Annotated in this window: 15 protein-coding genes, 3 rRNA genes and 1 riboswitch; of the genes, 15 read left to right on the forward strand and 3 right to left on the reverse strand. The window is 67.2% G+C overall.

Annotated features, from left to right (window positions below; all coding sequences use genetic code 11):
* Window positions 1–112 precede the first annotated feature (112 nt).
* Together OG861_RS26320 and OG861_RS26325 are read left to right on the forward strand one after the other, a co-directional pair.
* On the forward strand, window positions 113–2,089 hold the full coding sequence (locus OG861_RS26320; RefSeq protein ID WP_329193439.1) for an acetoacetate--CoA ligase: 1,977 nt from the start codon (window positions 113–115) through the stop codon (window positions 2,087–2,089).
* A gap of 57 nt (window positions 2,090–2,146) precedes the next feature.
* The gene (locus OG861_RS26325) at window positions 2,147–3,118 is read left to right on the forward strand and encodes a hypothetical protein (protein WP_329193437.1); all 972 of its coding nucleotides are present in this window, start codon (window positions 2,147–2,149) and stop codon (window positions 3,116–3,118) included.
* 93 nt (window positions 3,119–3,211) lie between these two features.
* Here OG861_RS26325 and ptsP read toward each other — a convergent pair whose 3' ends face one another.
* The gene (gene ptsP / locus OG861_RS26330; protein ID WP_329193435.1) at window positions 3,212–4,882 is read right to left on the reverse strand and encodes a phosphoenolpyruvate--protein phosphotransferase; all 1,671 of its coding nucleotides are present in this window, start codon (window positions 4,880–4,882) and stop codon (window positions 3,212–3,214) included.
* A 78-nt stretch (window positions 4,883–4,960) separates the two neighbouring features.
* Complete coding sequence (locus tag OG861_RS26335) at window positions 4,961–5,410, reverse strand: PTS sugar transporter subunit IIA (protein ID WP_329193433.1); 450 nt, start codon at window positions 5,408–5,410, stop codon at window positions 4,961–4,963.
* 751 nt (window positions 5,411–6,161) lie between these two features.
* On the opposite strand from OG861_RS26335, the gene OG861_RS26340 reads away from it, so the two are divergent.
* From OG861_RS26340 to OG861_RS26400, 13 genes are all read left to right on the forward strand, one after another.
* Window positions 6,162–7,686: ribosomal RNA gene (locus OG861_RS26340) — 16S ribosomal RNA — on the forward strand.
* A gap of 285 nt (window positions 7,687–7,971) precedes the next feature.
* A 23S ribosomal RNA gene (locus OG861_RS26345) occupies window positions 7,972–11,094 on the forward strand.
* 73 nt (window positions 11,095–11,167) lie between these two features.
* A 5S ribosomal RNA gene (gene rrf / locus OG861_RS26350) occupies window positions 11,168–11,284 on the forward strand.
* Together the 16S, 23S and 5S rRNA genes form the textbook arrangement of a ribosomal RNA operon.
* Window positions 11,285–11,430: 146 nt before the next feature.
* Entirely contained in the window at window positions 11,431–12,021 is a 591-nt protein-coding gene (locus OG861_RS26355) for a CDP-alcohol phosphatidyltransferase family protein (protein WP_329193432.1), read from the forward strand.
* Window positions 12,022–12,120: 99 nt separating this feature from the next.
* Window positions 12,121–14,616: a mannose-1-phosphate guanyltransferase gene (locus tag OG861_RS26360; RefSeq protein WP_329193430.1), complete on the forward strand. Its 2,496-nt coding sequence runs from the start codon at window positions 12,121–12,123 to the stop codon at window positions 14,614–14,616.
* Window positions 14,617–14,713: 97 nt separating this feature from the next.
* Complete coding sequence (locus tag OG861_RS26365) at window positions 14,714–15,619, forward strand: DUF881 domain-containing protein (RefSeq protein ID WP_329193428.1); 906 nt, start codon at window positions 14,714–14,716, stop codon at window positions 15,617–15,619.
* Window positions 15,616–15,948: a small basic family protein gene (locus OG861_RS26370; protein ID WP_030158423.1), complete on the forward strand. Its 333-nt coding sequence runs from the start codon at window positions 15,616–15,618 to the stop codon at window positions 15,946–15,948. Before OG861_RS26365 ends, OG861_RS26370 begins: the two co-directional genes overlap by 4 nt.
* Window positions 15,949–15,953: 5 nt before the next feature.
* The gene (locus OG861_RS26375) at window positions 15,954–16,766 is read left to right on the forward strand and encodes a DUF881 domain-containing protein (protein WP_443056449.1); all 813 of its coding nucleotides are present in this window, start codon (window positions 15,954–15,956) and stop codon (window positions 16,764–16,766) included.
* 82 nt (window positions 16,767–16,848) lie between these two features.
* Window positions 16,849–17,784, forward strand: a complete 936-nt coding sequence (locus OG861_RS26380; protein ID WP_329202021.1) for an FHA domain-containing protein — start codon at window positions 16,849–16,851, stop codon at window positions 17,782–17,784.
* Between the two features lie 72 nt (window positions 17,785–17,856).
* Entirely contained in the window at window positions 17,857–18,630 is a 774-nt protein-coding gene (ftsR, locus tag OG861_RS26385; RefSeq protein WP_329193425.1) for a transcriptional regulator FtsR, read from the forward strand.
* A gap of 52 nt (window positions 18,631–18,682) precedes the next feature.
* The gene (locus tag OG861_RS26390; RefSeq protein WP_007262890.1) at window positions 18,683–19,156 is read left to right on the forward strand and encodes a bifunctional nuclease family protein; all 474 of its coding nucleotides are present in this window, start codon (window positions 18,683–18,685) and stop codon (window positions 19,154–19,156) included.
* Window positions 19,157–19,337: 181 nt separating this feature from the next.
* Window positions 19,338–19,976, forward strand: a complete 639-nt coding sequence (locus tag OG861_RS26395) for a MerR family transcriptional regulator (protein ID WP_329193423.1) — start codon at window positions 19,338–19,340, stop codon at window positions 19,974–19,976.
* A 62-nt stretch (window positions 19,977–20,038) separates the two neighbouring features.
* Window positions 20,039–21,496 (forward strand): DNA polymerase IV, encoded by a 1,458-nt coding sequence (locus OG861_RS26400; protein ID WP_329193421.1) that lies wholly within the window; start codon window positions 20,039–20,041, stop codon window positions 21,494–21,496.
* Here OG861_RS26400 and OG861_RS26405 read toward each other — a convergent pair.
* Window positions 21,493–21,879 carry a PRC-barrel domain-containing protein gene (locus tag OG861_RS26405; RefSeq protein ID WP_329193419.1) on the reverse strand — a complete coding sequence of 129 codons (387 nt, stop codon included), beginning with the start codon at window positions 21,877–21,879 and terminating at the stop codon, window positions 21,493–21,495. The two genes, OG861_RS26400 and OG861_RS26405, sit on opposite strands and share 4 nt — an antisense overlap.
* Window positions 21,880–22,007: 128 nt before the next feature.
* A riboswitch (glycine riboswitch) is annotated at window positions 22,008–22,106 on the forward strand.
* Window positions 22,107–22,158: the final 52 nt, after the last annotated feature.

Genomic DNA, 22,158 nt, shown 5'->3' on the forward strand with positions numbered 1-22,158 from the left:
CGGATGTCGATCACATGGCATCGTCCCTGTGAGCCGCCGCGCGCGCACCGATCGCGCGATGGCAACGTACGCACACGAAGCGCGAGCCACACAGTCGACCGGGAGCCGACCCATGACCTCAGCCACCCCGCCGGAACCCCTCTGGACCCCGGGCCCCGAACGGATCGCGGCGGCCCGGATCACCGCATTCCAGGCCTGGGCCGCCGAGCACCACGGCGCGCCCGTCGAAGGCGGCTACCCCGCCCTCCACAGCTGGTCCGTCGACGAACTCGACACCTTCTGGCAGGCCGTCGCCGAGTGGTTCGACGTCCGCTTCACCACCCCCTACGAGTCGGTCCTCGCCGACCGCTCCATGCCGGGCGCCCGCTGGTTCACCGGCGCCACCCTCAATTACGCCGAGCACGCCCTGCGCGCCGCCGAAGACCCGGCCCGTGCCGGGGAGCCGGCCCTGATCTGCGTCGACGAGACCCACCAGCCGGTCCCCGTCACCTGGGCGGAGCTCCGCCGCCAGGTTGGGGCGCTCGCCGCCGAACTGCGCGCGCTCGGCGTGCGCCCCGGCGACCGGGTCAGCGGGTACCTCCCCAACATCGCCGAAGCCGCGGTGGCCCTCCTCGCGACCGCCGCCGTCGGCGGGGTGTGGACCTCCTGCGCCCCGGACTTCGGCGCCCGCAGCGTCCTCGACCGCTTCCAGCAGGTCGAGCCCGTCGTGCTGTTCACCGTCGACGGCTACCGCTACGGCGGCAAGGAGCACGACCGCCGCGAGACCGTCGCCGAACTGCGCGCCGAGCTCCCCTCGCTGCGCGCCGTCGTCCACATCCCGTTGCTCGGCACCCCGGCCCCCGAGGGGGCGCTCGCCTGGCCGGAGCTGGTCGCGGGCGACGCGGAACCGGTCTTCGAACAGGTCCCCTTCGACCACCCGCTCTGGGTCCTCTACTCCTCCGGCACCACCGGCCTGCCCAAGGCCATCGTCCAGTCGCAGGGCGGCATCCTCCTCGAACACCTCAAGCAGCTGGGTCTGCACAGCGACCTCGGCCCGCAGGACCGGTTCTTCTGGTTCACCTCCACCGGCTGGATGATGTGGAACCTGCTCGTCTCCGGCCTGCTCACCGGAACGACGGTCGTCCTCTACGACGGCAGCCCCGGTTTCCCCGACACGGGCGCCCAGTGGCGCATCGCCGAACTGACGCGGGCGACGTTGTACGGCACGTCGGCCGCGTACGTGATGGCCTGCCGCAAGGCCGAGGTCCACCCCTCGCGCGACTACGACCTGTCCGCCGTCAAGTGCGTCGCCACGACCGGCTCGCCGCTGCCTCCCGACGGCTTCCGCTGGCTGCACGACGAGGTCGCCGAAGACCTGTGGATCACCTCCGTCAGCGGCGGCACCGACGTCTGCAGCTGCTTCGCGGGCGCCGTGGCCACCCTGCCCGTCCACATCGGCGAACTCCAGGCGCCTTCACTGGGCACCGACCTCCAGTCCTGGGACCCGTCCGGCAAACCGCTCATCGGGGAGGTCGGCGAACTCGTCGTCACCAACCCCATGCCCTCCATGCCGATCCACTTCTGGAACGACCCCGACGGCAGCCGCTACCGCGAGAGCTACTTCGAGATGTTCCCCGGGGTGTGGCGGCACGGCGACTGGATCACGATTACCGACCGCGGCTCGGTGGTGATCCACGGCCGATCGGACTCCACCCTCAACCGGCAGGGCGTCCGGATGGGCTCCGCCGACATCTACGAAGCCGTCGAGCGCCTCCCCGAAATCAAGGAGTCCCTGGTCATCGGCCTGGAGGAACCGAACGGCGGCTACTGGATGCCGCTGTTCGTGCACCTGGCCCCCGGAGCCACCCTCGACGACGACCTCCGCGCGCGCATCAAGGCGACGATCCGCGAGGAGCTCTCCCCGCGCCACGTGCCCGACGAGATCATCGAGGTCCCGGCAGTCCCGCACACCCTCACCGGCAAGCGCATCGAGGTCCCCGTCAAGCGCCTCCTCCAGGGCACTCCTCTGGACAAGGCGGTCAACGTCGGGTCGGTCGACCGCCCCGAACTCCTGGCCTTCTACGAGGAGCTGGCCCACAGCCGGAGGTGACTGTCAGTGGCCATGGTTACCGTGAGTGAGCAAGAGGTTGCGAATTCAGGGGGAACCATGCCACACACGAACACCACCGCCAACACCGATGCCGGAGCCGCACCGCCCCCCTCCGGGGCGACCGGCCGCCGCACCGACCGGCGCACGGACCGACGTACCCTGCGCCGCCGGCTCCGCCGCGAAGTCCCCAGCACCCTCGGCCTCCTGGCCGACGCCGAGGACTTCGCGGCCATGCGCCGCTACCGCAGCTTCCCCTTCGCCGAACACGCCGACTACGCGGACTACCTCCGACACGTCGAAGCCCTGCTCCGCTCCCTCGCGGCGCAGGGCATCCACTCCACCGTCGCCCTCTTCGACCCCGAGGAGTACGCCGAGTACTGCACGGAACACGGCCTCGACCCGGACACGGCGCAGGCCCGGATCCGCTTCACCGCAGAACTCGCCGGCGCGAGCGGCTGCCTCCCCTACAGGGGCCAGCCCATCGGGGAACTCGTCCCCCTCCTGCTCGACGAGGCCGTCCGGCAAGCCACCTGGGAGTACGCCACCACCCTGCTCGCAGGCGTCGGCACCTGCGCGGACTGCGGCGACGACATCGGCCAGGCCTCCTTCGAACGGGCCGCCGGCGCACTCAAACGCCTCGTGGAGGGAGCCGGCCCCGGCCACCACCACCTCGTCTGCAGCGTCCCCACCGACACCCAACAACTCGTCGCCGTCCTGCACGCGGAGGTGCCCGACGCCGGATCCCGGCCCCGGATCGACAGCCGCGAGGGCATGGACTTCGTCACCGTACTGGCCGCCGGCATCGCCCTGGGGGGCGCCGGGGGACTGGTGCTCCGCAGCACCTCCGGGGACTGCCCGGACCGCGTCCACGGCTGGCGCCTGGACCGCGGCCGCCTGGTCGCCCTCTCGGCAGCGGCGGTCTTCAACGCCTACTGCACCGACGCGGACACCGGCGACCCCGTCGCCCCCGAACCAGGAGTGGAGTACTGCCCGGGATACGAGGTGGACGACCCGGACCCCCACCACTGACGGGCGGCGGGAAACGCCCGAGGGGCCCCCGCCACCGGCGAAGGCCCCTCGGGCCGGACGACCTCTGCGGCCCGCTCCCGCGAGCCTGCCCGCCTACTCGCCGGACAGCACCGCCTGCGCGGCCACCCGTGCCTCGTCCGCGGTGTCGGCCGCACGTGCCGCGGCCGCGGCACGCTCGCACTGCGCCAGCGTGTGCTTGGCCAGCGTCGCCCGTACATAAGGAATGGAAGCGGCACCCATCGAAAGAGAGGTGACACCCAAACCCGTCAGCACGCACGCCAGCAGGGGATCGGAAGCCGCCTCACCGCAGACGCCGCAGCTCTTGCCCTCCGCCTTGGCGGCCTCGGCCGACATGGCGATCAGGTCCAGCAGCGCCGGCTGCCACGGATCCTGGAGCCGCGACACCGCCCCGACCTGCCGGTCCGCGGCGAAGGCGTACTGCGCGAGGTCGTTCGTTCCCAGCGACAGGAACTCCACCTCCTGCAGGATCGAGCGCGCACGCAGCGCGGCGGAGGGGATCTCCACCATCGCCCCGAACTTCGCCTGCAACCCGGCCTCCCGGCAGGCGTCCGCGAACGCCTTGGCGTCGATCCGGTCCGCGACCATCGGAGCCATGACTTCGAGGTAGACCGGCAGCCCCTCGGCCGCCTTGGCCAGCGCGGACAGCTGCGTACGCAGCACCTCCGGGTGGTCCAGCAGCGTACGCAGCCCCCGCACGCCCAGAGCCGGATTCGGCTCGTCGCCCGGCGTCAGGAAGTCCAGCGGCTTGTCGGCGCCCGCGTCCAGCACCCGTACGACGACCCGGCCCTCGGGGAAGGCCTCCAGCACCTTGCGGTACGACTCGACCTGCTTCTCCTCGGACGGCGCCCTCTTGCTGTCGTCCAGGAACAGGAACTCGGTACGGAACAGGCCCACGCCCTCCGCACCCGCCTCGACGGCCGCCGGCACGTCCGCCGGACCGCCGACGTTGGCCAGCAACGGCACCTTGTGCCCGTCGGAGGTGGCACCCGGCCCGGACGAAGCGGCCAGCGCCGCCTTCCGCTCGGCCGCGGCGGCCTCCAGCTCGCCCCGCTTCCGGGCGGACGGGTCAACGAACAGGTCGCCCGTGCTGCCGTCGACGGCGATCAGGGTCCCCTCGGCGATCTCACAGGCCCCCGGCAGGGCGACGATCGCCGGCACGCCCAGGGCACGCGCGAGGATCGCGCTGTGGCTGGTCGGCCCGCCCTCCTCTGTGACGAAACCGAGCACGAGCGCAGGGTCGAGCAGCGCGGTGTCGGCGGGCGCCAGGTCCCGCGCGATCAGTACGTACGGCTCGTCGCTGTCCGGCACACCCGGCATCGGTACGCCCAGCAGGCGGGCCACGATGCGGTTGCGCACGTCGTCCAGGTCGGCCACCCGGCCGGCCATGTACTCCCCGGCGCCCGCGAGCAGGTCACGGTAGGAGGCGAACGCGTCGTAGATCCCGCGCTCCGCGGTGCTCCCGACGGCGATCCGCCGGTCCACGTCCGCCATCAGCTCGGGGTCCGTGGCGATCATCGCCTGGGCCTCCAGCACGTGCTGGGCCTCGCCACCGGCCAGCTGCCCCCGCGCCATGAGGTCGGCCGACACGGCCTCCACGGCCTTACGGGCGCGCCCCTGTTCGCGCTCCGCCTCGTCCGCGGTGATCTGCTTGGCCGGCGGTTCGAGGACCGCCGTACCCATGTGCCGCACCTCGCCGATCGCCACACCGTGGCTCACGCCGACGCCTCGCAGCGTTGTCTCCATTTCACCCGTCTCCGATTGAGCGGCGGGCCCAGCCAGCCGCGGTGGATGTCCGACGCGCCCCCGACCGGGGGCGGTACGTCACTGCCAGCTGAAGAGGACGTCGTCGGCCTTCACGTCCCCGGACTCGACGACACCGGCGAGGGACTCCGCGGAGGCCTCGAGCGCGACGACGGGACAGATGGGCGACTTGCCGGCGGCTTCGACCGCTGCCGGGTCCCAGCGGATGACGGCCTGGCCGCGAGTGACGGTGTCGCCCTTGTTGACGAGCAGCTCGAAGCCCTCGCCGTTGAGCTGGACTGTGTCGATCCCGAGGTGAGTGAGCACGCCGTGCCCCTCGCCGTCGACGACCACGTACGCGTGCGGGTGCAGGGAGACGACCACACCGTCTACGGGCGCCACCGCCTCCGAGGCCTCACGCACGGGATCGATAGCGGTGCCCGGTCCCACCATCGCGCCGGAGAACACCGGATCGGGCACAGCCGCGAGTCCGATGGCACGCCCGGCAAGTGGGGAAGTCACGCTGGTCATGGAGGGCCTCCCAGGGGGGTGGGGCTTCTTCGAGTCGCCGTCACAATCTGTCAGGACGGCCTACTTTGAGAAGGGTAAGTCATGAGATGTCCCGGTTCTGCACGAAATGCTCCCCACCGGAGAGGGGTGCTGGACGTGCTGCCGCGACACCAACGTAGTGGACTAGACCATAGCCTGAATCGATTTGCCTGGGCACTCCCTGCCCTGTACTGTCGTGAGTCCCGCCAGGACGTGCCGCGTGAACATCTCGCGAACCGCCGATGGACGGGGAACCCCCTCTGAAGTACTGATCTTGAACTCGGCTTCTCTTCGTGTGCCTTGCGGCAGAACGGCGAGTGGTCAGAGGGACCGAAAAGCACTGATAGAGTCGGTCTCGCCGGAAAGGGAAACGCGAAAGCGGAGACCTCGAAGGTGGAAAACAAGCGGGACTGGCTCTGCTAGAGTCGGAAACGCAAGAACAAAACGAAGAACAAAGGAAGCGCCCGGAGGAAAACCCCAGTAATTGCTACTGAGGGTGAGTACGAAGGAAGCGTCCGTTCCTTGAGAACTCAACAGCGTGCCAAAAATCAACGCCAGAAGTTGATACCCCGTCCACTCCGGTGGATGAGGTTCCTTTGAAAAAGTCCTGTGGGGCTCCCTCGTGGAGTGCTTGCAGGCAATGAACACAGCGAGGACGTTGTGGTCAGCCGGTCTTATTCCGACCTTGGCTGGCCCGCTCTAAGTGTGTGTTTCACCCGATTACGGGTAAACATTCATGGAGAGTTTGATCCTGGCTCAGGACGAACGCTGGCGGCGTGCTTAACACATGCAAGTCGAACGATGAAGCCCTTCGGGGTGGATTAGTGGCGAACGGGTGAGTAACACGTGGGCAATCTGCCCTTCACTCTGGGACAAGCCCTGGAAACGGGGTCTAATACCGGATAATACTCCTGCCTGCATGGGCGGGGGTTGAAAGCTCCGGCGGTGAAGGATGAGCCCGCGGCCTATCAGCTTGTTGGTGGGGTAATGGCCCACCAAGGCGACGACGGGTAGCCGGCCTGAGAGGGCGACCGGCCACACTGGGACTGAGACACGGCCCAGACTCCTACGGGAGGCAGCAGTGGGGAATATTGCACAATGGGCGAAAGCCTGATGCAGCGACGCCGCGTGAGGGATGACGGCCTTCGGGTTGTAAACCTCTTTCAGCAGGGAAGAAGCGAAAGTGACGGTACCTGCAGAAGAAGCGCCGGCTAACTACGTGCCAGCAGCCGCGGTAATACGTAGGGCGCAAGCGTTGTCCGGAATTATTGGGCGTAAAGAGCTCGTAGGCGGCTTGTCACGTCGGATGTGAAAGCCCGAGGCTTAACCTCGGGTCTGCATTCGATACGGGCTAGCTAGAGTGTGGTAGGGGAGATCGGAATTCCTGGTGTAGCGGTGAAATGCGCAGATATCAGGAGGAACACCGGTGGCGAAGGCGGATCTCTGGGCCATTACTGACGCTGAGGAGCGAAAGCGTGGGGAGCGAACAGGATTAGATACCCTGGTAGTCCACGCCGTAAACGTTGGGAACTAGGTGTTGGCGACATTCCACGTCGTCGGTGCCGCAGCTAACGCATTAAGTTCCCCGCCTGGGGAGTACGGCCGCAAGGCTAAAACTCAAAGGAATTGACGGGGGCCCGCACAAGCGGCGGAGCATGTGGCTTAATTCGACGCAACGCGAAGAACCTTACCAAGGCTTGACATATACCGGAAAGCATTAGAGATAGTGCCCCCCTTGTGGTCGGTATACAGGTGGTGCATGGCTGTCGTCAGCTCGTGTCGTGAGATGTTGGGTTAAGTCCCGCAACGAGCGCAACCCTTGTCCTGTGTTGCCAGCATGCCCTTCGGGGTGATGGGGACTCACAGGAGACCGCCGGGGTCAACTCGGAGGAAGGTGGGGACGACGTCAAGTCATCATGCCCCTTATGTCTTGGGCTGCACACGTGCTACAATGGCCGGTACAATGAGCTGCGATACCGTGAGGTGGAGCGAATCTCAAAAAGCCGGTCTCAGTTCGGATTGGGGTCTGCAACTCGACCCCATGAAGTCGGAGTCGCTAGTAATCGCAGATCAGCATTGCTGCGGTGAATACGTTCCCGGGCCTTGTACACACCGCCCGTCACGTCACGAAAGTCGGTAACACCCGAAGCCGGTGGCCCAACCCGTAAGGGAGGGAGCTGTCGAAGGTGGGACTGGCGATTGGGACGAAGTCGTAACAAGGTAGCCGTACCGGAAGGTGCGGCTGGATCACCTCCTTTCTAAGGAGCACAGTACCGATTGCAGGCAAATGTTCTGCACGGTCAGCTCATGGGTGGAACGTTGATTAGTTGGCACGGTCATGGAAGGCCCTCACGAGTACTGCTTCGGCGTGGAAAGTGTGCGGATCTCAAATGATCGTGCTTGGCACGTTGTTGGGTGTCTGAGGGTACGGCCGTATGGCTGTCCTTCTGCGATGCCGGCCCCAGTGAACTTGTGCTTTCGAGTGCAGGGTGATGGGTGGCTGGTCGTTGCTTGAGAACTACACAGTGGACGCGAGCATCTGTGGCCAAGTTTTTAAGGGCGCACGGTGGATGCCTTGGCACCAGGAACCGATGAAGGACGTGAGAGGCCGCGATAGGCCCCGGGGAGCTGCCAACTGAGCTTTGATCCGGGGGTGTCCGAATGGGGAAACCCGGCAGTCGTCATGGGCTGTCACCCACTGCTGAACACATAGGCAGTGTGGAGGGAACGAGGGGAAGTGAAACATCTCAGTACCCTCAGGAAGAGAAAACAACCGTGATTCCGGGAGTAGTGGCGAGCGAAACCGGATGAGGCCAAACCGTATGCGTGTGATACCCGGCAGGGGTTGCGCATGCGGGGTTGTGGGAATGAGCTTGATCGGTCTGCCGGCCGGTCGGCGAGTCAGAAACCGTTGATGTAGTCGAAGGACATGCGAAAGGTCCGGCGTAGAGGGTAAGACCCCCGTAGACGAAACATCAGCGGCTTGCTTGCTCATCTCCCAAGTAGCACGGGGCCCGAGAAATCCCGTGTGAATCTGGCGGGACCACCCGCTAAGCCTAAATATTCCCTGGTGACCGATAGCGGATAGTACCGTGAGGGAATGGTGAAAAGTACCGCGGGAGCGGAGTGAAATAGTACCTGAAACCGTGTGCCTACAAGCCGTGGGAGCGTCGCCGTTGTTCTTCGGAACAACGGTCGTGACTGCGTGCCTTTTGAAGAATGAGCCTGCGAGTTAGCGGTGTGTAGCGAGGTTAACCCGTGTGGGGAAGCCGTAGCGAAAGCGAGTCCGAATAGGGCGATTGAGTTGCACGCTCTAGACCCGAAGCGGAGTGATCTAGCCATGGGCAGGTTGAAGCGGAGGTAAGACTTCGTGGAGGACCGAACCCACCAGGGTTGAAAACCTGGGGGATGACCTGTGGTTAGGGGTGAAAGGCCAATCAAACTCCGTGATAGCTGGTTCTCCCCGAAATGCATTTAGGTGCAGCGTCGTGTGTTTCTTGCCGGAGGTAGAGCACTGGATAGGCGATGGGCCCTACCGGGTTACTGACCTTAGCCAAACTCCGAATGCCGGTAAGTGAGAGCACGGCAGTGAGACTGTGGGGGATAAGCTCCATGGTCGAGAGGGAAACAGCCCAGAGCATCGACTAAGGCCCCTAAGCGTACGCTAAGTGGGAAAGGATGTGGAGTCGCAGAGACAACCAGGAGGTTGGCTTAGAAGCAGCCACCCTTGAAAGAGTGCGTAATAGCTCACTGGTCAAGTGATTCCGCGCCGACAATGTAGCGGGGCTCAAGCGTACCGCCGAAGTCGTGTCATTGCAGCAATAGGGCCAACGCCTGCTGTGATGGGTAGGGGAGCGTCGTGTGCCGGGTGAAGCAGCAGCGGAAGCTAGTTGTGGACGGTTCACGAGTGAGAATGCAGGCATGAGTAGCGATACACACGTGAGAAACGTGTGCGCCGATTGACTAAGGGTTCCTGGGTCAAGCTGATCTGCCCAGGGTAAGTCGGGACCTAAGGCGAGGCCGACAGGCGTAGTCGATGGACAACCGGTTGATATTCCGGTACCCGCTTTGAAACGCCCAATATCGAATCAGGCGATGCTAAGTCCGTGAAGCCGTTCCGGACCCTTCGGGGAAAGGAAAGTGGTGGAGCCGACGAACCAGACTTGTAGTAGGTAAGCGATGGGGTGACGCAGGAAGGTAGTCCAGCCCGGGCGGTGGTTGTCCCGGGGTAAGGGTGTAGGCCGAGGGGTAGGCAAATCCGTCCCTCATTAAGGCTGAGACCTGATGCCGAGCCGATTGTGGTGAAGTGGATGATCCTATGCTGTCGAGAAAAGCCTCTAGCGAGTTTCATGGCGGCCCGTACCCTAAACCGACTCAGGTGGTCAGGTAGAGAATACCGAGGCGTTCGGGTGAACTATGGTTAAGGAACTCGGCAAAATGCCCCCGTAACTTCGGGAGAAGGGGGGCCATCACTGGTGAGGGAACTTGCTTCCTGAGCTGGGGGTGGCCGCAGAGACCAGCGAGAAGCGACTGTTTACTAAAAACACAGGTCCGTGCGAAGCCGTAAGGCGATGTATACGGACTGACGCCTGCCCGGTGCTGGAACGTTAAGGGGACCGGTTAGTGCGCTTTCGGGCGTGCGAAGCTGAGAACTTAAGCGCCAGTAAACGGCGGTGGTAACTATAACCATCCTAAGGTAGCGAAATTCCTTGTCGGGTAAGTTCCGACCTGCACGAATGGCGTAACGACTTCTCGACTGTCTCAACCATAGGCCCGGTGAAATTGCACTACGAGTAAAGATGCTCGTTTCGCGCAGCAGGACGGAAAGACCCCGGGACCTTTACTACAGTTTGATATTGGTGTTCGGTTCGGCTTGTGTAGGATAGGTGGGAGACTTTGAAGCCGTGACGCCAGTCATGGTGGAGTCGCCGTTGAAATACCACTCTGGTCGTGCTGGATGTCTAACCTCGGTCCGTGATCCGGATCAGGGACAGTGTCTGATGGGTAGTTTAACTGGGGCGGTTGCCTCCCAAAGAGTAACGGAGGCGCCCAAAGGTTCCCTCAGCCTGGTTGGCAATCAGGTGTTGAGTGTAAGTGCACAAGGGAGCTTGACTGTGAGACCGACGGGTCGAGCAGGGACGAAAGTCGGGACTAGTGATCCGGCGGTGGCTTGTGGAAGCGCCGTCGCTCAACGGATAAAAGGTACCCCGGGGATAACAGGCTGATCTTCCCCAAGAGTCCATATCGACGGGATGGTTTGGCACCTCGATGTCGGCTCGTCGCATCCTGGGGCTGGAGTCGGTCCCAAGGGTTGGGCTGTTCGCCCATTAAAGCGGTACGCGAGCTGGGTTTAGAACGTCGTGAGACAGTTCGGTCCCTATCCGCTGTGCGCGTAGGAATATTGAGAAGGGCTGTCCCTAGTACGAGAGGACCGGGACGGACGAACCTCTGGTGTGCCAGTTGTCCTGCCAAGGGCATGGCTGGTTGGCTACGTTCGGGAGGGATAACCGCTGAAAGCATCTAAGCGGGAAGCCTGCTTCAAGATGAGTATTCCCACCTCCTTGAGAGGGTAAGGCTCCCAGTAGACGACTGGGTTGATAGGCCAGATGTGGAAGCCCGGTAACGGGTGGAGCTGACTGGTACTAATAGGCCGAGGGCTTGTCCTCAGTTGCTCGCGTCCACTGTGTTAGTTCTGAAGTAACGACCGTGTTGTCATCCGGTTGGTCAACTTCATAGTGTTTCGGTGGTCATAGCGTTAGGGAAACGCCCGGTTACATTCCGAACCCGGAAGCTAAGCCTTTCAGCGCCGATGGTACTGCAGGGGGGACCCTGTGGGAGAGTAGGACGCCGCCGAACAATCATTGCGGGAAGCCCCGCACCAGCCCTTCGGGGCCGGTGCGGGGCTTTTCTGCGTTCAGCTGGCCGGCAGGGCGCCTCGGCCTCTCCTGTAGGGTCAGGGGGCATCGTTCGACTAGTTCTACCGTCACAGTGGAGGCCCCCGGGTGGAGGTCCAGGAGACTCGGGTTCAGACTGACCGAATTTTCACCATTCCGAACATCCTGAGCATGGCTCGCCTCGTCGGCGTACCCCTGTTCCTCTGGCTGATCCTCGCGAAGCACGACGGTTGGGCACTTCTCGTCCTCATGCTCAGCGGCATCAGCGACTACCTCGACGGGAAACTCGCGCGACGCTGGAATCAGATCAGCAAACTCGGCCGCCTGCTGGATCCGGCGGCGGACCGGCTGTACATCCTGACGACGCTCTTCGGTCTGACCTGGCGCGGGATTCTGCCGCTGTGGCTCACCGGTGCCCTGCTGGCCCGTGAGCTGATGCTGCTGGTCATGGTGTGGATCCTGCGCCGGCACGGCTATCCGCCGCCGCAGGTCAACTTCCTCGGCAAGGCCGCGACCTTCAACCTGATGTACGCGTTCCCGTTGCTCCTGCTCAGTGACGGCAACGGTCCGTTGGCCTGGATGGCGTCAGTTTTCGGATGGGCGTTCGCCGGATGGGGTACAACCCTCTATTGGTGGGCAGGAATCCTTTACGTGGTTCAGGTCCGCCGGCTGGTCAAGGCGGATGCCACGGCCGATTGAGCTTGCTCGACGCCGGTACACGCGGAGGAGTTGCGGAGTCACCGTCCGAGACGGGTGAGGTCGGCTTGACCGTCATCTCTCAAGGAGGACTCTTCCGACATGAAGGCCGTCGTGATGGCCGGTGGCGAAGGCACACGTCTTCGCCCCATGACCTCGAGCATGCCCAAGCCGCTCCTGCCGGTGGCGAACCGGCCGATCATGGAGCACGTGCTCAGGCTGCTCAAGCGGCATGGGCTCAATGAGACCGTTGTGACCGTGCAGTTCCTGGCGTCCCTCGTCAAGAACTACTTCGGTGACGGCGAGGAGCTCGGGATGGAGCTCACCTATGCCAACGAGGAGAAGCCACTCGGGACCGCCGGCAGCGTGAAGAACGCCGAAGACGCTTTGAAGGACGACACCTTCCTCGTCATCTCCGGCGACGCGCTCACCGACTTCGACCTCACCGATCTGATCCGCTTCCACAAGGAGAAGGGCGGCCTCGTCACGGTCTGCCTCACTCGGGTACCGAATCCGCTGGAATTCGGCATCACCATCGTGGACGAGGAGGGCAAGGTCGAACGCTTCCTGGAGAAGCCGACGTGGGGGCAGGTCTTCTCGGACACCATCAACACCGGCATCTACGTGATGGAGCCGGAGATCTTCGACTACGTCGACGCGGACGTATCGGTCGACTGGTCCGGTGACGTCTTCCCGCAGCTGATGAAGGAAGGCCGGCCGATCTACGGCTACGTCGCCGAGGGCTACTGGGAGGACGTCGGCACGCACGAGAGCTACGTCAAGGCCCAGGCCGACGTGCTCGAGGGCAAGGTCCAGGTCGACATGGACGGCTTCGAGATCTCGCCCGGCGTGTGGATCGCCGAAGGCGCCGAGGTGAGCCCCGACGCCGTGCTGCGCGGGCCGCTGTACATCGGCGACTACGCCAAGGTCGAGGCGGGCGTCGAGATCCGTGAGCACACGGTCGTGGGGTCGAACGTCGTCGTCAAGAGCGGCGCCTTCCTCCACAAGGCCGTGGTGCACGACAACGTGTACATCGGTCCCCACAGCAATCTGCGCGGCTGTGTGATCGGCAAGAACACCGACATCATGCGGTCCGCCCGGATCGAGGACGGCGCCGTCATCGGCGACGAGTGCCTCGTCGGCGAGGAATCGATCGTCCAGGGGAACGTGCGGGTCTACCCCTTCAAGACGATCGAGGCCGGCGCCTTCGTCAACACCTCCGTCATCTGGGAGTCCCGCGGGCAGGCCCATCTCTTCGGGGCGCGCGGCGTCACCGGGATACTGAACGTGGAGATCACCCCCGAGCTGGTGGTGCGGCTGGCCGGGGCCTACGCGACGACCCTCAAGAAGGGCGCCACGGTCACCACGGCCCGCGACCACTCCCGCGGTGCGCGAGCGCTCAAGCGGGCCGTGATCTCGGCGCTCCAGGCCAGCGCGATCAACGTCCGTGACCTGGAGAACGTGCCGCTGCCCGTCGCCCGGCAGCAGACCGCGAGAGGCAGCGCCGGTGGCATCGTGCTGCGCACCTCGCCGGGGGTGCCGGACTCGGTGGACATCATGTTCCTCGACGAGCGCGGCGCGGACCTCTCCCTGCAGCAGCAGCGCAAGCTGGACCGCGTGTACGCCCGCCAGGAGTACCGGCGCGCGTTCCCCGGCGAGATCGGTGACCTGCAGTTCCCGGGCAGTGTCTTCGACGCCTACACGGGTTCGATGCTGCGGCGCGTGGACATCACCGGGGTCGCGGACTCCGGGCTCAAGGTGGTCGTCGACGCTTCCAACGGCAGCGCGGGCCTGGTGCTGCCCAGCCTGCTCGGCCGGCTCGGGGTGGACGCCCTGACCGTCAACCCCGGGCTCGACGAATCCCGTCCGACGGAAACCAGGGAATCCCGGCGCGCCGGGCTGGTGCGGCTGGGCGAGATCGTGGCCTCGTCGCGGGCGGCCTTCGGCGTGCGCTTCGACCCGGTGGGCGAGCGGATCTCGCTGGTGGACGAACGCGGGCGGATCATCGAAGACGACCGGGCGCTGCTGGTGCTGCTGGACCTCGTCGCCGCCGAGAAGCGCAGCGGCAAGGTCGCGCTGCCGGTGACCACCACGCGTGTCGCCGAGCAGGTGGCGGCCTACCACGGCACCCAGGTGGAGTGGACGACGACCTCGCCGGACGACCTGACGCGGGTGGGCCGCGCGGAGAGCACCATCTTCGGCGGTGACGGCCGCGGCGGGTTCATCGTTCCCGAGTTCAGCAGCGTGTTCGACGGCTCGGCCGCGTTCGTGCAGCTGATCGGCCTGGTGGCGCGCACGCAGCTCACCCTGAGCCAGATCGACGCGCGGATCCCGCGGGCGCACGTCCTCAAGCGCGACGTGCCGACGCCGTGGGCGGTGAAGGGACTCGTCATGCGGCGGGTCGTGGAGGCGGCCGGCGACCGGCAGGTGGACACCACGGACGGGGTGCGCGTGGTCGAGGCCGACGGTCGGTGGGCGCTCGTGCTCCCGGACCCGGCGGAAGCCGTCACGCACCTGTGGGCCGAAGGCCCCGATGACGCGTCCGCGCAGGCGCTGCTCGACGAATGGGCCGCGGTGGTGGACGCGGGCGAACACTGAGGCAGCCGTACCAGCGCCGTCCGGGGCCGGGCGGGAGAGATCTCCCGTCCCGGCCCCCGGACGGCGCATTCGGTGTCGGCGGGGGCATCATGCGACGATGAGCGGCATGTCGCAGCCGCACCACAACCGGAGTTCGGTCACACGGCCCGCGCGCCCGGACGCTTCCATGTCGCTGCTGACGCACGTGATGGACCACAGTCTCGACGAGGGGTACGCGGAGGCCTCTGCGCGGCGTGAAGCCGAGGGCACTTCCGGCCTTCCGCGGACCCTCAAGGCCAAGCTGGCACTCGCGGGCGGCCTCGTGCTCGCCGCGATGGTGGTCACCCTGGGCGCCGCACAGGCGAGGGTGGCGGCGCCGGTGCTGGCCAAGGAGCGTCAGGAGCTCATCGACCGCGTGGACCGGGCCAACGCCCACGCGGACGGGCTGGAGGCGGACATCGAGCGGCTGCGCACGGAGGTCGCCGACCGCCAGCAGGCGGCGCTCAAGCAGACCGGCGGCGACCAGGGCCGGCTCGTGGCGCTGCTGTCCGGGGCGACGGACGTCCGCGGGCCCGGGGTGAAGCTGGTGGTGGACGACGCCAAGGGCTCCTCCTCGGGCGGTGGCGGCGGCCCGCGCGAGACGAAGGGGTTCTCGGACACCGGACGGCTGCGGGACCGGGACATGCAGAAGATCGTCAACGGTCTGTGGCAGTCGGGGGCCGAGGCGATTTCGATCAACGGGCAGCGGCTGACGGCGCTGTCCGCGATCAGGGCCGCCGGTGACGCGATACTGGTCGACAACAGGCCGCTCGTGCCGCCGTACGAGGTCCTCGCCGTGGGTGACGGCAAGCGGCTGGGCACCCGGTTCCAGGACTCGGCCGGCGGCCAGTACCTGCACGCGCTCCAGGAGAGCTACGGGATCCGCTCCAGCCTGTCGCCCGTGGACGACCTCCGCCTCCAGGCGGCGTCGAGCCTCGCCGTACGCACAGCCACAGCAGAACAGCCGAAGAAGGGTGCATCGTGATCGCGGTACTGGGCCTCGTGGCCGGAGTGGTGGTCGGGCTGCTGGTCCGGCCCGAAGTGCCGGCCGTGGTGGAGCCATATCTGCCGATCGCCGTGGTGGCGGCGCTGGACGCGGTGTTCGGCGGCCTGCGCGCCATGCTGGACGGCATCTTCGTCGACAAGGTCTTCGTCGTGTCGTTCCTGTCCAACGTGGTGGTGGCCGCGCTGATCGTCTTCCTCGGCGACAAGCTGGGCGTCGGCTCGCAGCTGTCGACCGGTGTGGTGGTCGTGCTCGGCATCCGCATCTTCTCCAACGCGGCGGCCATCCGCCGGCACGTGTTCCGGGCGTGAGGCCGATGAGTACGAACGGAACCCCTCCCGAGGAACCGAACGTTCCGGAGCAGCCTCTTGTAGGAGGGACACCGGCACCGGCCCGGGCCCCGCAGGAGAGCGGCCGCCGGCGGCTGGCGGAGGGCCTGTGGCCACCGCGGCTGAGCCGGGCGCAACTGGTCGTCGCGCTGCTGCTGTTCGTACTGGGACTGGGCCTGGCCATCCAGGTGCGGTCCAACAGCGACTCCAGCGCTCCGCTGCGCGGAGCCCGCCAGGAGGACCTCGTACGGATCCTCGACGAACTGGACGGGCGCACCAAGCGGCTGGAGGACGAGAAGCAGAAGCTGGAGGACCAGCGGAAGGAGCTGGAGAGCAGCTCCAACCAGGCGGAGGAGGCGCGCAAGCAGACCGTGGAGAAGGAACGCCAACTGGGCATCCTGGCCGGTACCGTGGCCGCACAGGGCCCCGGCATCACGCTGCGGATCACCGACCCCAAGGGCCAGGTGCAGTCCGATCAGCTGCTGGACACCCTCCAGGAGCTGCGGGCGGCCGGCGCCGAGGCGATCCAGATCAACGGCGTGCGGGTCGTGGCGAGCTCGTTCTTCTCGGACGAGGGCGGTGGGGTCGCGATCGACGGTAAGAAGATCACACAGCCCTACGAGTTCAGGGTGATCGGCAAGCCCCAGGACTTGGAGCCGGCGCTCAACATCCCCGGCGGTGTGGTGCAGACGCTGGAGAAGGAGCAGGCCACGGCCGCCGTCACACGGTCGGCCAAGATCGTCGTGGACGCCTTGCGGGCTGCGAAGCAGCCTGACTACGCTCGGTCGTCATCGTCGTGAGGCGGGGCGGAATGTGGAGCGGCTCACGTGGGCGGATGCCTGCGGGGGGTCGACGCGCCGAAGTCGCGGTGCGTGGTGGAAACTGTCTGGTGGTTACGGACGTTGTGAGAATGTCCGGGTCGGCAGGTGTGTGCATGCGGAGTTCGTCCTGCCCCACGGGCGGGTCTGTTTCGGTCAAGGGGAATCGCCCGTGAAGTTGTTTGAGAAGTTGTTCGGCAAGAAGAACCGCGAGGAGAGCGGTGCTCGCCACCGTGCGGGGCACGGGGACGGGGAGGCTCAGGCCGACCGGCCCCTCTTCCGGGACGAGGTCGGGTCCGGGGGTGACATTCCGGGCGCTCCGGGCGCGTCGTCCGTTGACCCCGCCGGTTCCGGACGCATAGGTTTCGGTGAACCGCCAACCTCAAGTGCGGGTGGAGGGTTTGCCTCCGACCCGTATGCCACCAATGCCTCCGCGGGGCAGCCGCGGCGCGAGGAGCCGTCCATGTCGGCCGAGCAGGTTTGCAGCAGGTGTGGCCACCGCAGCGATGCGGCGAGCCGGTTCTGCTCCAACTGCGGGGCGCCGCTGCGGGCGGGTCTGACGCCGGAGCGTGCCTCGGAGACCACGTCCACCATCTCGATCTCGGGCCTGGAAGCCTACGAGGCCGAGGTGGCGGGGCACGTGCCGTCCTCGCTTTCCCCCGAGGCCCAGGCCGCGGTGGAAGCCCTGCCCCCGGGTTCCGCCCTGCTCATCGTGCGGCGCGGTCCCAACTCCGGCAGCCGCTTCCTGCTGGACGGCGAACTGACCACGGCGGGCCGGCACCCGCAGAGCGACATCTTCCTGGACGACGTCACCGTCTCCCGGCGGCACGTCGAGTTCCGCAGGAGCCAGGACGGCGGGTTCACCGTCTCCGACGTGGGCAGTCTCAACGGCACGTACGTCAACCGTGAGCCGATCGACTCGGTCGCCCTGCACAACGGCGACGAGGTGCAGATCGGCAAGTACCGGCTGGTCTTCTACGCGAGCCTGCGGGGCATCTGACCCTCCCCCGGGGCGCCTTCCCGGCCACCGCCGGAAAGGGTGCTCCCCTGGGGAACCGACAGGGAAGGTCCCATGCTGCGTACCCCGTCCGGCGGTGCCGCGAAGAACGGCACCGCCGGGACCGCCGGGCGGCTGGTGAGCATCGGCACGGTGCTGACCATGCTGCGCGACGAGTTCCCCGACGTCACCATCTCGAAGATCCGCTTCCTGGAGGCGGAGGGGCTGGTCGAGCCCAGACGCACACCTTCCGGATACCGCAAGTTCAGCACCGACGACGTCGAACGGCTGAGCCGGATCCTGCGTCTGCAGCGGGACCACTACCTGCCGCTGAAAGTCATCCGGGAGCAGCTCGACGCACTCGACCGCGGCGAGCAGATCCGTATCCCCGCCCCCACGGCGCCCCGTGACCCGGGCGGCGCGACCGGAACCACCGGACCCGCGGCCGCGTACGGCGAGGTGGGCCGGGAGCGGCCGTCTGCGGCCCGCGTGGGGCGGGCGGAGCTGCTCGCCGCCGCGGAGGTGGACGAGGAGCAGTTGGCGGAGTGGGAGTCGTACGGCCTTCTCGGCGAGGCGCCGGACGGCGGGTTCGATGCCGAGGCGGTCACCGTGGCCCGGCTGATCGCCGATCTCGGCCGTTTCGGGCTGGAGCCCAGGCACCTGCGGGCGATGAAGGCGGCAGCGGACCGCGAGGCCGGACTGGTGGAGCAGGTCGTCTCCCCGCTGCGTCGGCACCGCAACCCGCAGACCAGGGCCCATGCCGAGGCCACCATGAAAGAGCTGGCGGGACTCTCCGTACGGCTGCACGAGGCTCTCGTGCAGACCGCACTCGGGGTCCGTCTGCGTTGACCGGAAAGAGCCCGACTACCCAAACCGGTCGGGCACGTCCTAGGGTTGCTGTGTGAACGAGCTCGACGTTGTGGGTGTCCGGGTGGAAATGCCCTCGAACCAACCGATCGTGCTCCTGCGTGAAGTGGGAGGCGATCGGTACCTCCCCATCTGGATCGGTCCCGGGGAGGCGACCGCCATCGCCTTCGCGCAGCAGGGGATGGCGCCTGCCCGGCCGCTGACGCACGACCTGTTCAAGGACGTGCTGGAGGCGGTCGGTGAGGAGCTCACCGAGGTCCGGATCACGGATCTGCGGGAGGGCGTCTTCTACGCGGAGCTCGTCTTCGCGAGCGGGGTCGAGGTGAGCGCGCGTCCTTCGGACGCCATAGCGCTCGCCCTGCGGACGGGGACGCCGATCTACGGCAGTGACGGTGTGCTGGACGACGCCGGCATCGCCATTCCGGACGAGCAGGAGGACGAGGTGGAGAAGTTCCGCGAGTTCCTCGACCAGATCTCGCCCGAGGACTTCGGCACCGGCCCGCAGTGAGACGGCGGACAAGCCGCCCACCTGGGACATTCTGCCCATTCGGTGAGCCATTCCCCGATTTGGGGCACGGGAAACCACTCTCAGGGTGATTATCACTCGGCGTGCCGAGTGTGGCGATCGTTGACGCACCCCTGGTGACTGCCTACCTTCGAGGTGGGCAGGTCAAGGACGGAGGGTCGGCGTGAGCATCACGGGCGACGGCATGACCGGGGGCATCCCCGCACGGAGTGACGGTGGGCCGTACCCGCTGCACGGCGGTGCGGCGGGCAGTGCGCGCCGTCAGCCGGAACCGGCGCCGGCCGCCCAGGGGGGCGGGGCCCCGGCGCCCGAGCAGGTCGGCTACCGGGGACCGACGGCGTGCGCCGCGGCCGGCATCACCTACCGCCAGCTCGACTACTGGGCGCGGACGGGCCTGGTGGAGCCGAGCGTGCGCCCGGCCCACGGCTCGGGGACGCAGCGGCTGTACAGCTTCCGCGACGTGGTGGTCCTCAAGATCGTCAAACGCTTCCTCGACACCGGCGTCGCGCTGCAGAACATCCGTACCGCGGTGCAGCACCTGCGCGACCGCGGCTTCTCGGACCTGGAGCGCATGACCTTGATGAGCGACGGCGCCACCGTCTATGAGTGCACCTCCCCGGACCAGGTCGTCAGCCTGCTCCAGGGGGGACAGGGCGTCTTCGGCATCGCGGTGGGCGTGGTCTGGCGGGACGTGGAGAACGCCTTGTCGCAGTTGCACGGGGAACGCATCGACACCGGCGAGACGCTGGTGGGCCACAATCCGAGGGACGAACTGGCCGCCCGCCGCAACCGGGCCGTCTGAGGCGCCACGAGCCGCCGGCGCCCCGGGCGGCGTTGTCAGTGGCGTAGGGCAGCATCGGAGCTGTGAGAGCCGCGCCGACCATCCTCCACCTGGACATGGACGCCTTCTACGCCGCCGTGGAGCAGGCGTCGAAGCCGAGCCTGCGCGGAAAGCCGGTGATCGTCGGCGGCCTCGGACCGCGCGGGGTCGTCGCCACCGCCTCCTACGAGGCCAGGCGGTTCGGGGTGCATTCCGCGATGCCGACGGCCCAGGCCAGGCGGCTGTGCCCGAACGGCGCGTACCTGATCCCCCGCTTCACCCTGTACCGGGAGGTCAGCGAGACCGTCATGGCCCTGCTGCGGGCCCTGTCCCCCCTGGTGGAGCCGCTCAGCCTCGACGAGGCGTTCGTGGACCTGGAGGCGGGCGGTGTCGCCTTCGACTCGGCGACCGCCCGGGCCACGGGGGAGCGGCTGCGGGCCGACATCATGGCCGCCACCGGGCTCAGCGGCTCCGTGGGGCTGGCCGGCTCCAAGATGCTGGCCAAGGTCGCCTCGGAGGAGGCCAAACCGGCCGGGCTGCTGCTGATCGAGCCCGGGACGGAGCGGGAACTGCTCGCGCCGATGTCGGTGCGGACCCTGCCGGGCGTCGGACCGGCCACCGGGGAGCACCTGCGGCGGGCCGGGATCACCACGGTGGGGGACCTGGCCGAGGCCGGGGAGGACGAGCTGGTCCGGATGGTCGGGCGGGCCCACGGGGCGGGGCTCTACCGCATGGCGCTGGGCCTGGACGACCGGCCCGTGGTCGCCGAGCGGGACGCGAAGTCGGTGTCCGTGGAGGACACCTTCGACGTGGACCTGCACGACCGGGTGCGGATCCGGTACGAGGTGCAGCGGCTCGCCGACCGCTGTGTGGGGCGGCTGCGCGGCTCGGGCCACTCCGGGCGCACCATCGTGCTCAAGGTGCGGCGCTACGACTTCTCGACGCTGACCCGCTCGGAGACGCTCCGGGGCCCCACCGACGACCCTGCGGTGGTGCGGGAGGCGGCCCAGCGGCTGCTGGAGTCCGTGGACACCACGGGCGGGGTGCGGCTGCTGGGGGTCGGGGTGACGGGGCTCGCGGACTACACGCAGGAGGACCTGTTCGCCCAGGCCGACGCGCTGGCCGAGGCGCTGGCCGCGCCGGGGGGCGCCGAAGGCGGCCCGGCGGGAGAGCCGGAGGCCGATGGGCCGGACGGGGCGCAGGAGCCCGATGGGGCGGCCGTGGCGGGCGTGGCGGCCGCGCCGGTCACCGGCGGCGTGGAGGAGCCCGAGCCGGCCGCCGAGCGTCGCTGGCCGGCCGGCAGCGACGTCATGCACGCGGTCTACGGCCCGGGCTGGGTCCAGGGGAGCGGGATCGGCCGGGTGACGGTGCGCTTCGAGCGGCCCGGATCGGCGCCGGGGCGGGTACGCACCTTCCGGCTGGACGACCCCGAACTGGAGCCGTCCGATCCGCTGCCGCTCGTGGGGGAGCTCGGGGAGGAGGAGGGACCGGACAGCCGTTAGCCCTCGCCGGCCAGGCTGCCGAAGTCGCGGGGCTGCGCAGGAGGCGGGGGGTGGTGGAAGTCCGTCGGCAGGGTCACGTCCAGCCCGTAGTGGTGGTAGAGCTGGAGTTCCTGCTCCGGGGAGAGGTGGCGGCCGACCCCGAAGTCCGGGGCGTCCTTGATCAGGGAACGTTCGAAGGGCACCCGGAGCGTGTCGTCGACCACCTCACTGGGCTCCAACGGAACGAAGGCGTCCCGGCTGAACAGGCCGGTCCGCACGGCGGCCCACTCGGGTACGCCGGTGGCATCGTCGAGGTAGACCTCGTCCACGGTGCCGATCTTGGCGCCATTGCGGTCGAACGCCTTGCGGCCGATGAGACTGCGGGGATCGATGTCGGTCTGCACGGTCCGGTCCCTCCAAGTGGTCGCAACTGCTCCGTAATGACTCGTAATGACTACAGAAGGGCAAATCCGCAGCGGGGGCCACTTGAGGGAGCTTCCAGATCCTCGCTGGTAGGCTGAGTGATGGCTGTTGACCCTGTGCGGGAGAGTCCTCCGAGTGAGAACGACGGAGGCGCCGAAGGAGCAAATCCTCCCCGGAATCTCTCAGGCATACGTACCGCACGTGACGAGGCCACTCTGGAAAGCAGGGGCGGGTACCGGGCGCGCAGTACCGGTTCCCCT

The organism is Streptomyces sp. NBC_00539 (assembly GCF_036346105.1).
Classification (GTDB): domain Bacteria; phylum Actinomycetota; class Actinomycetes; order Streptomycetales; family Streptomycetaceae; genus Streptomyces.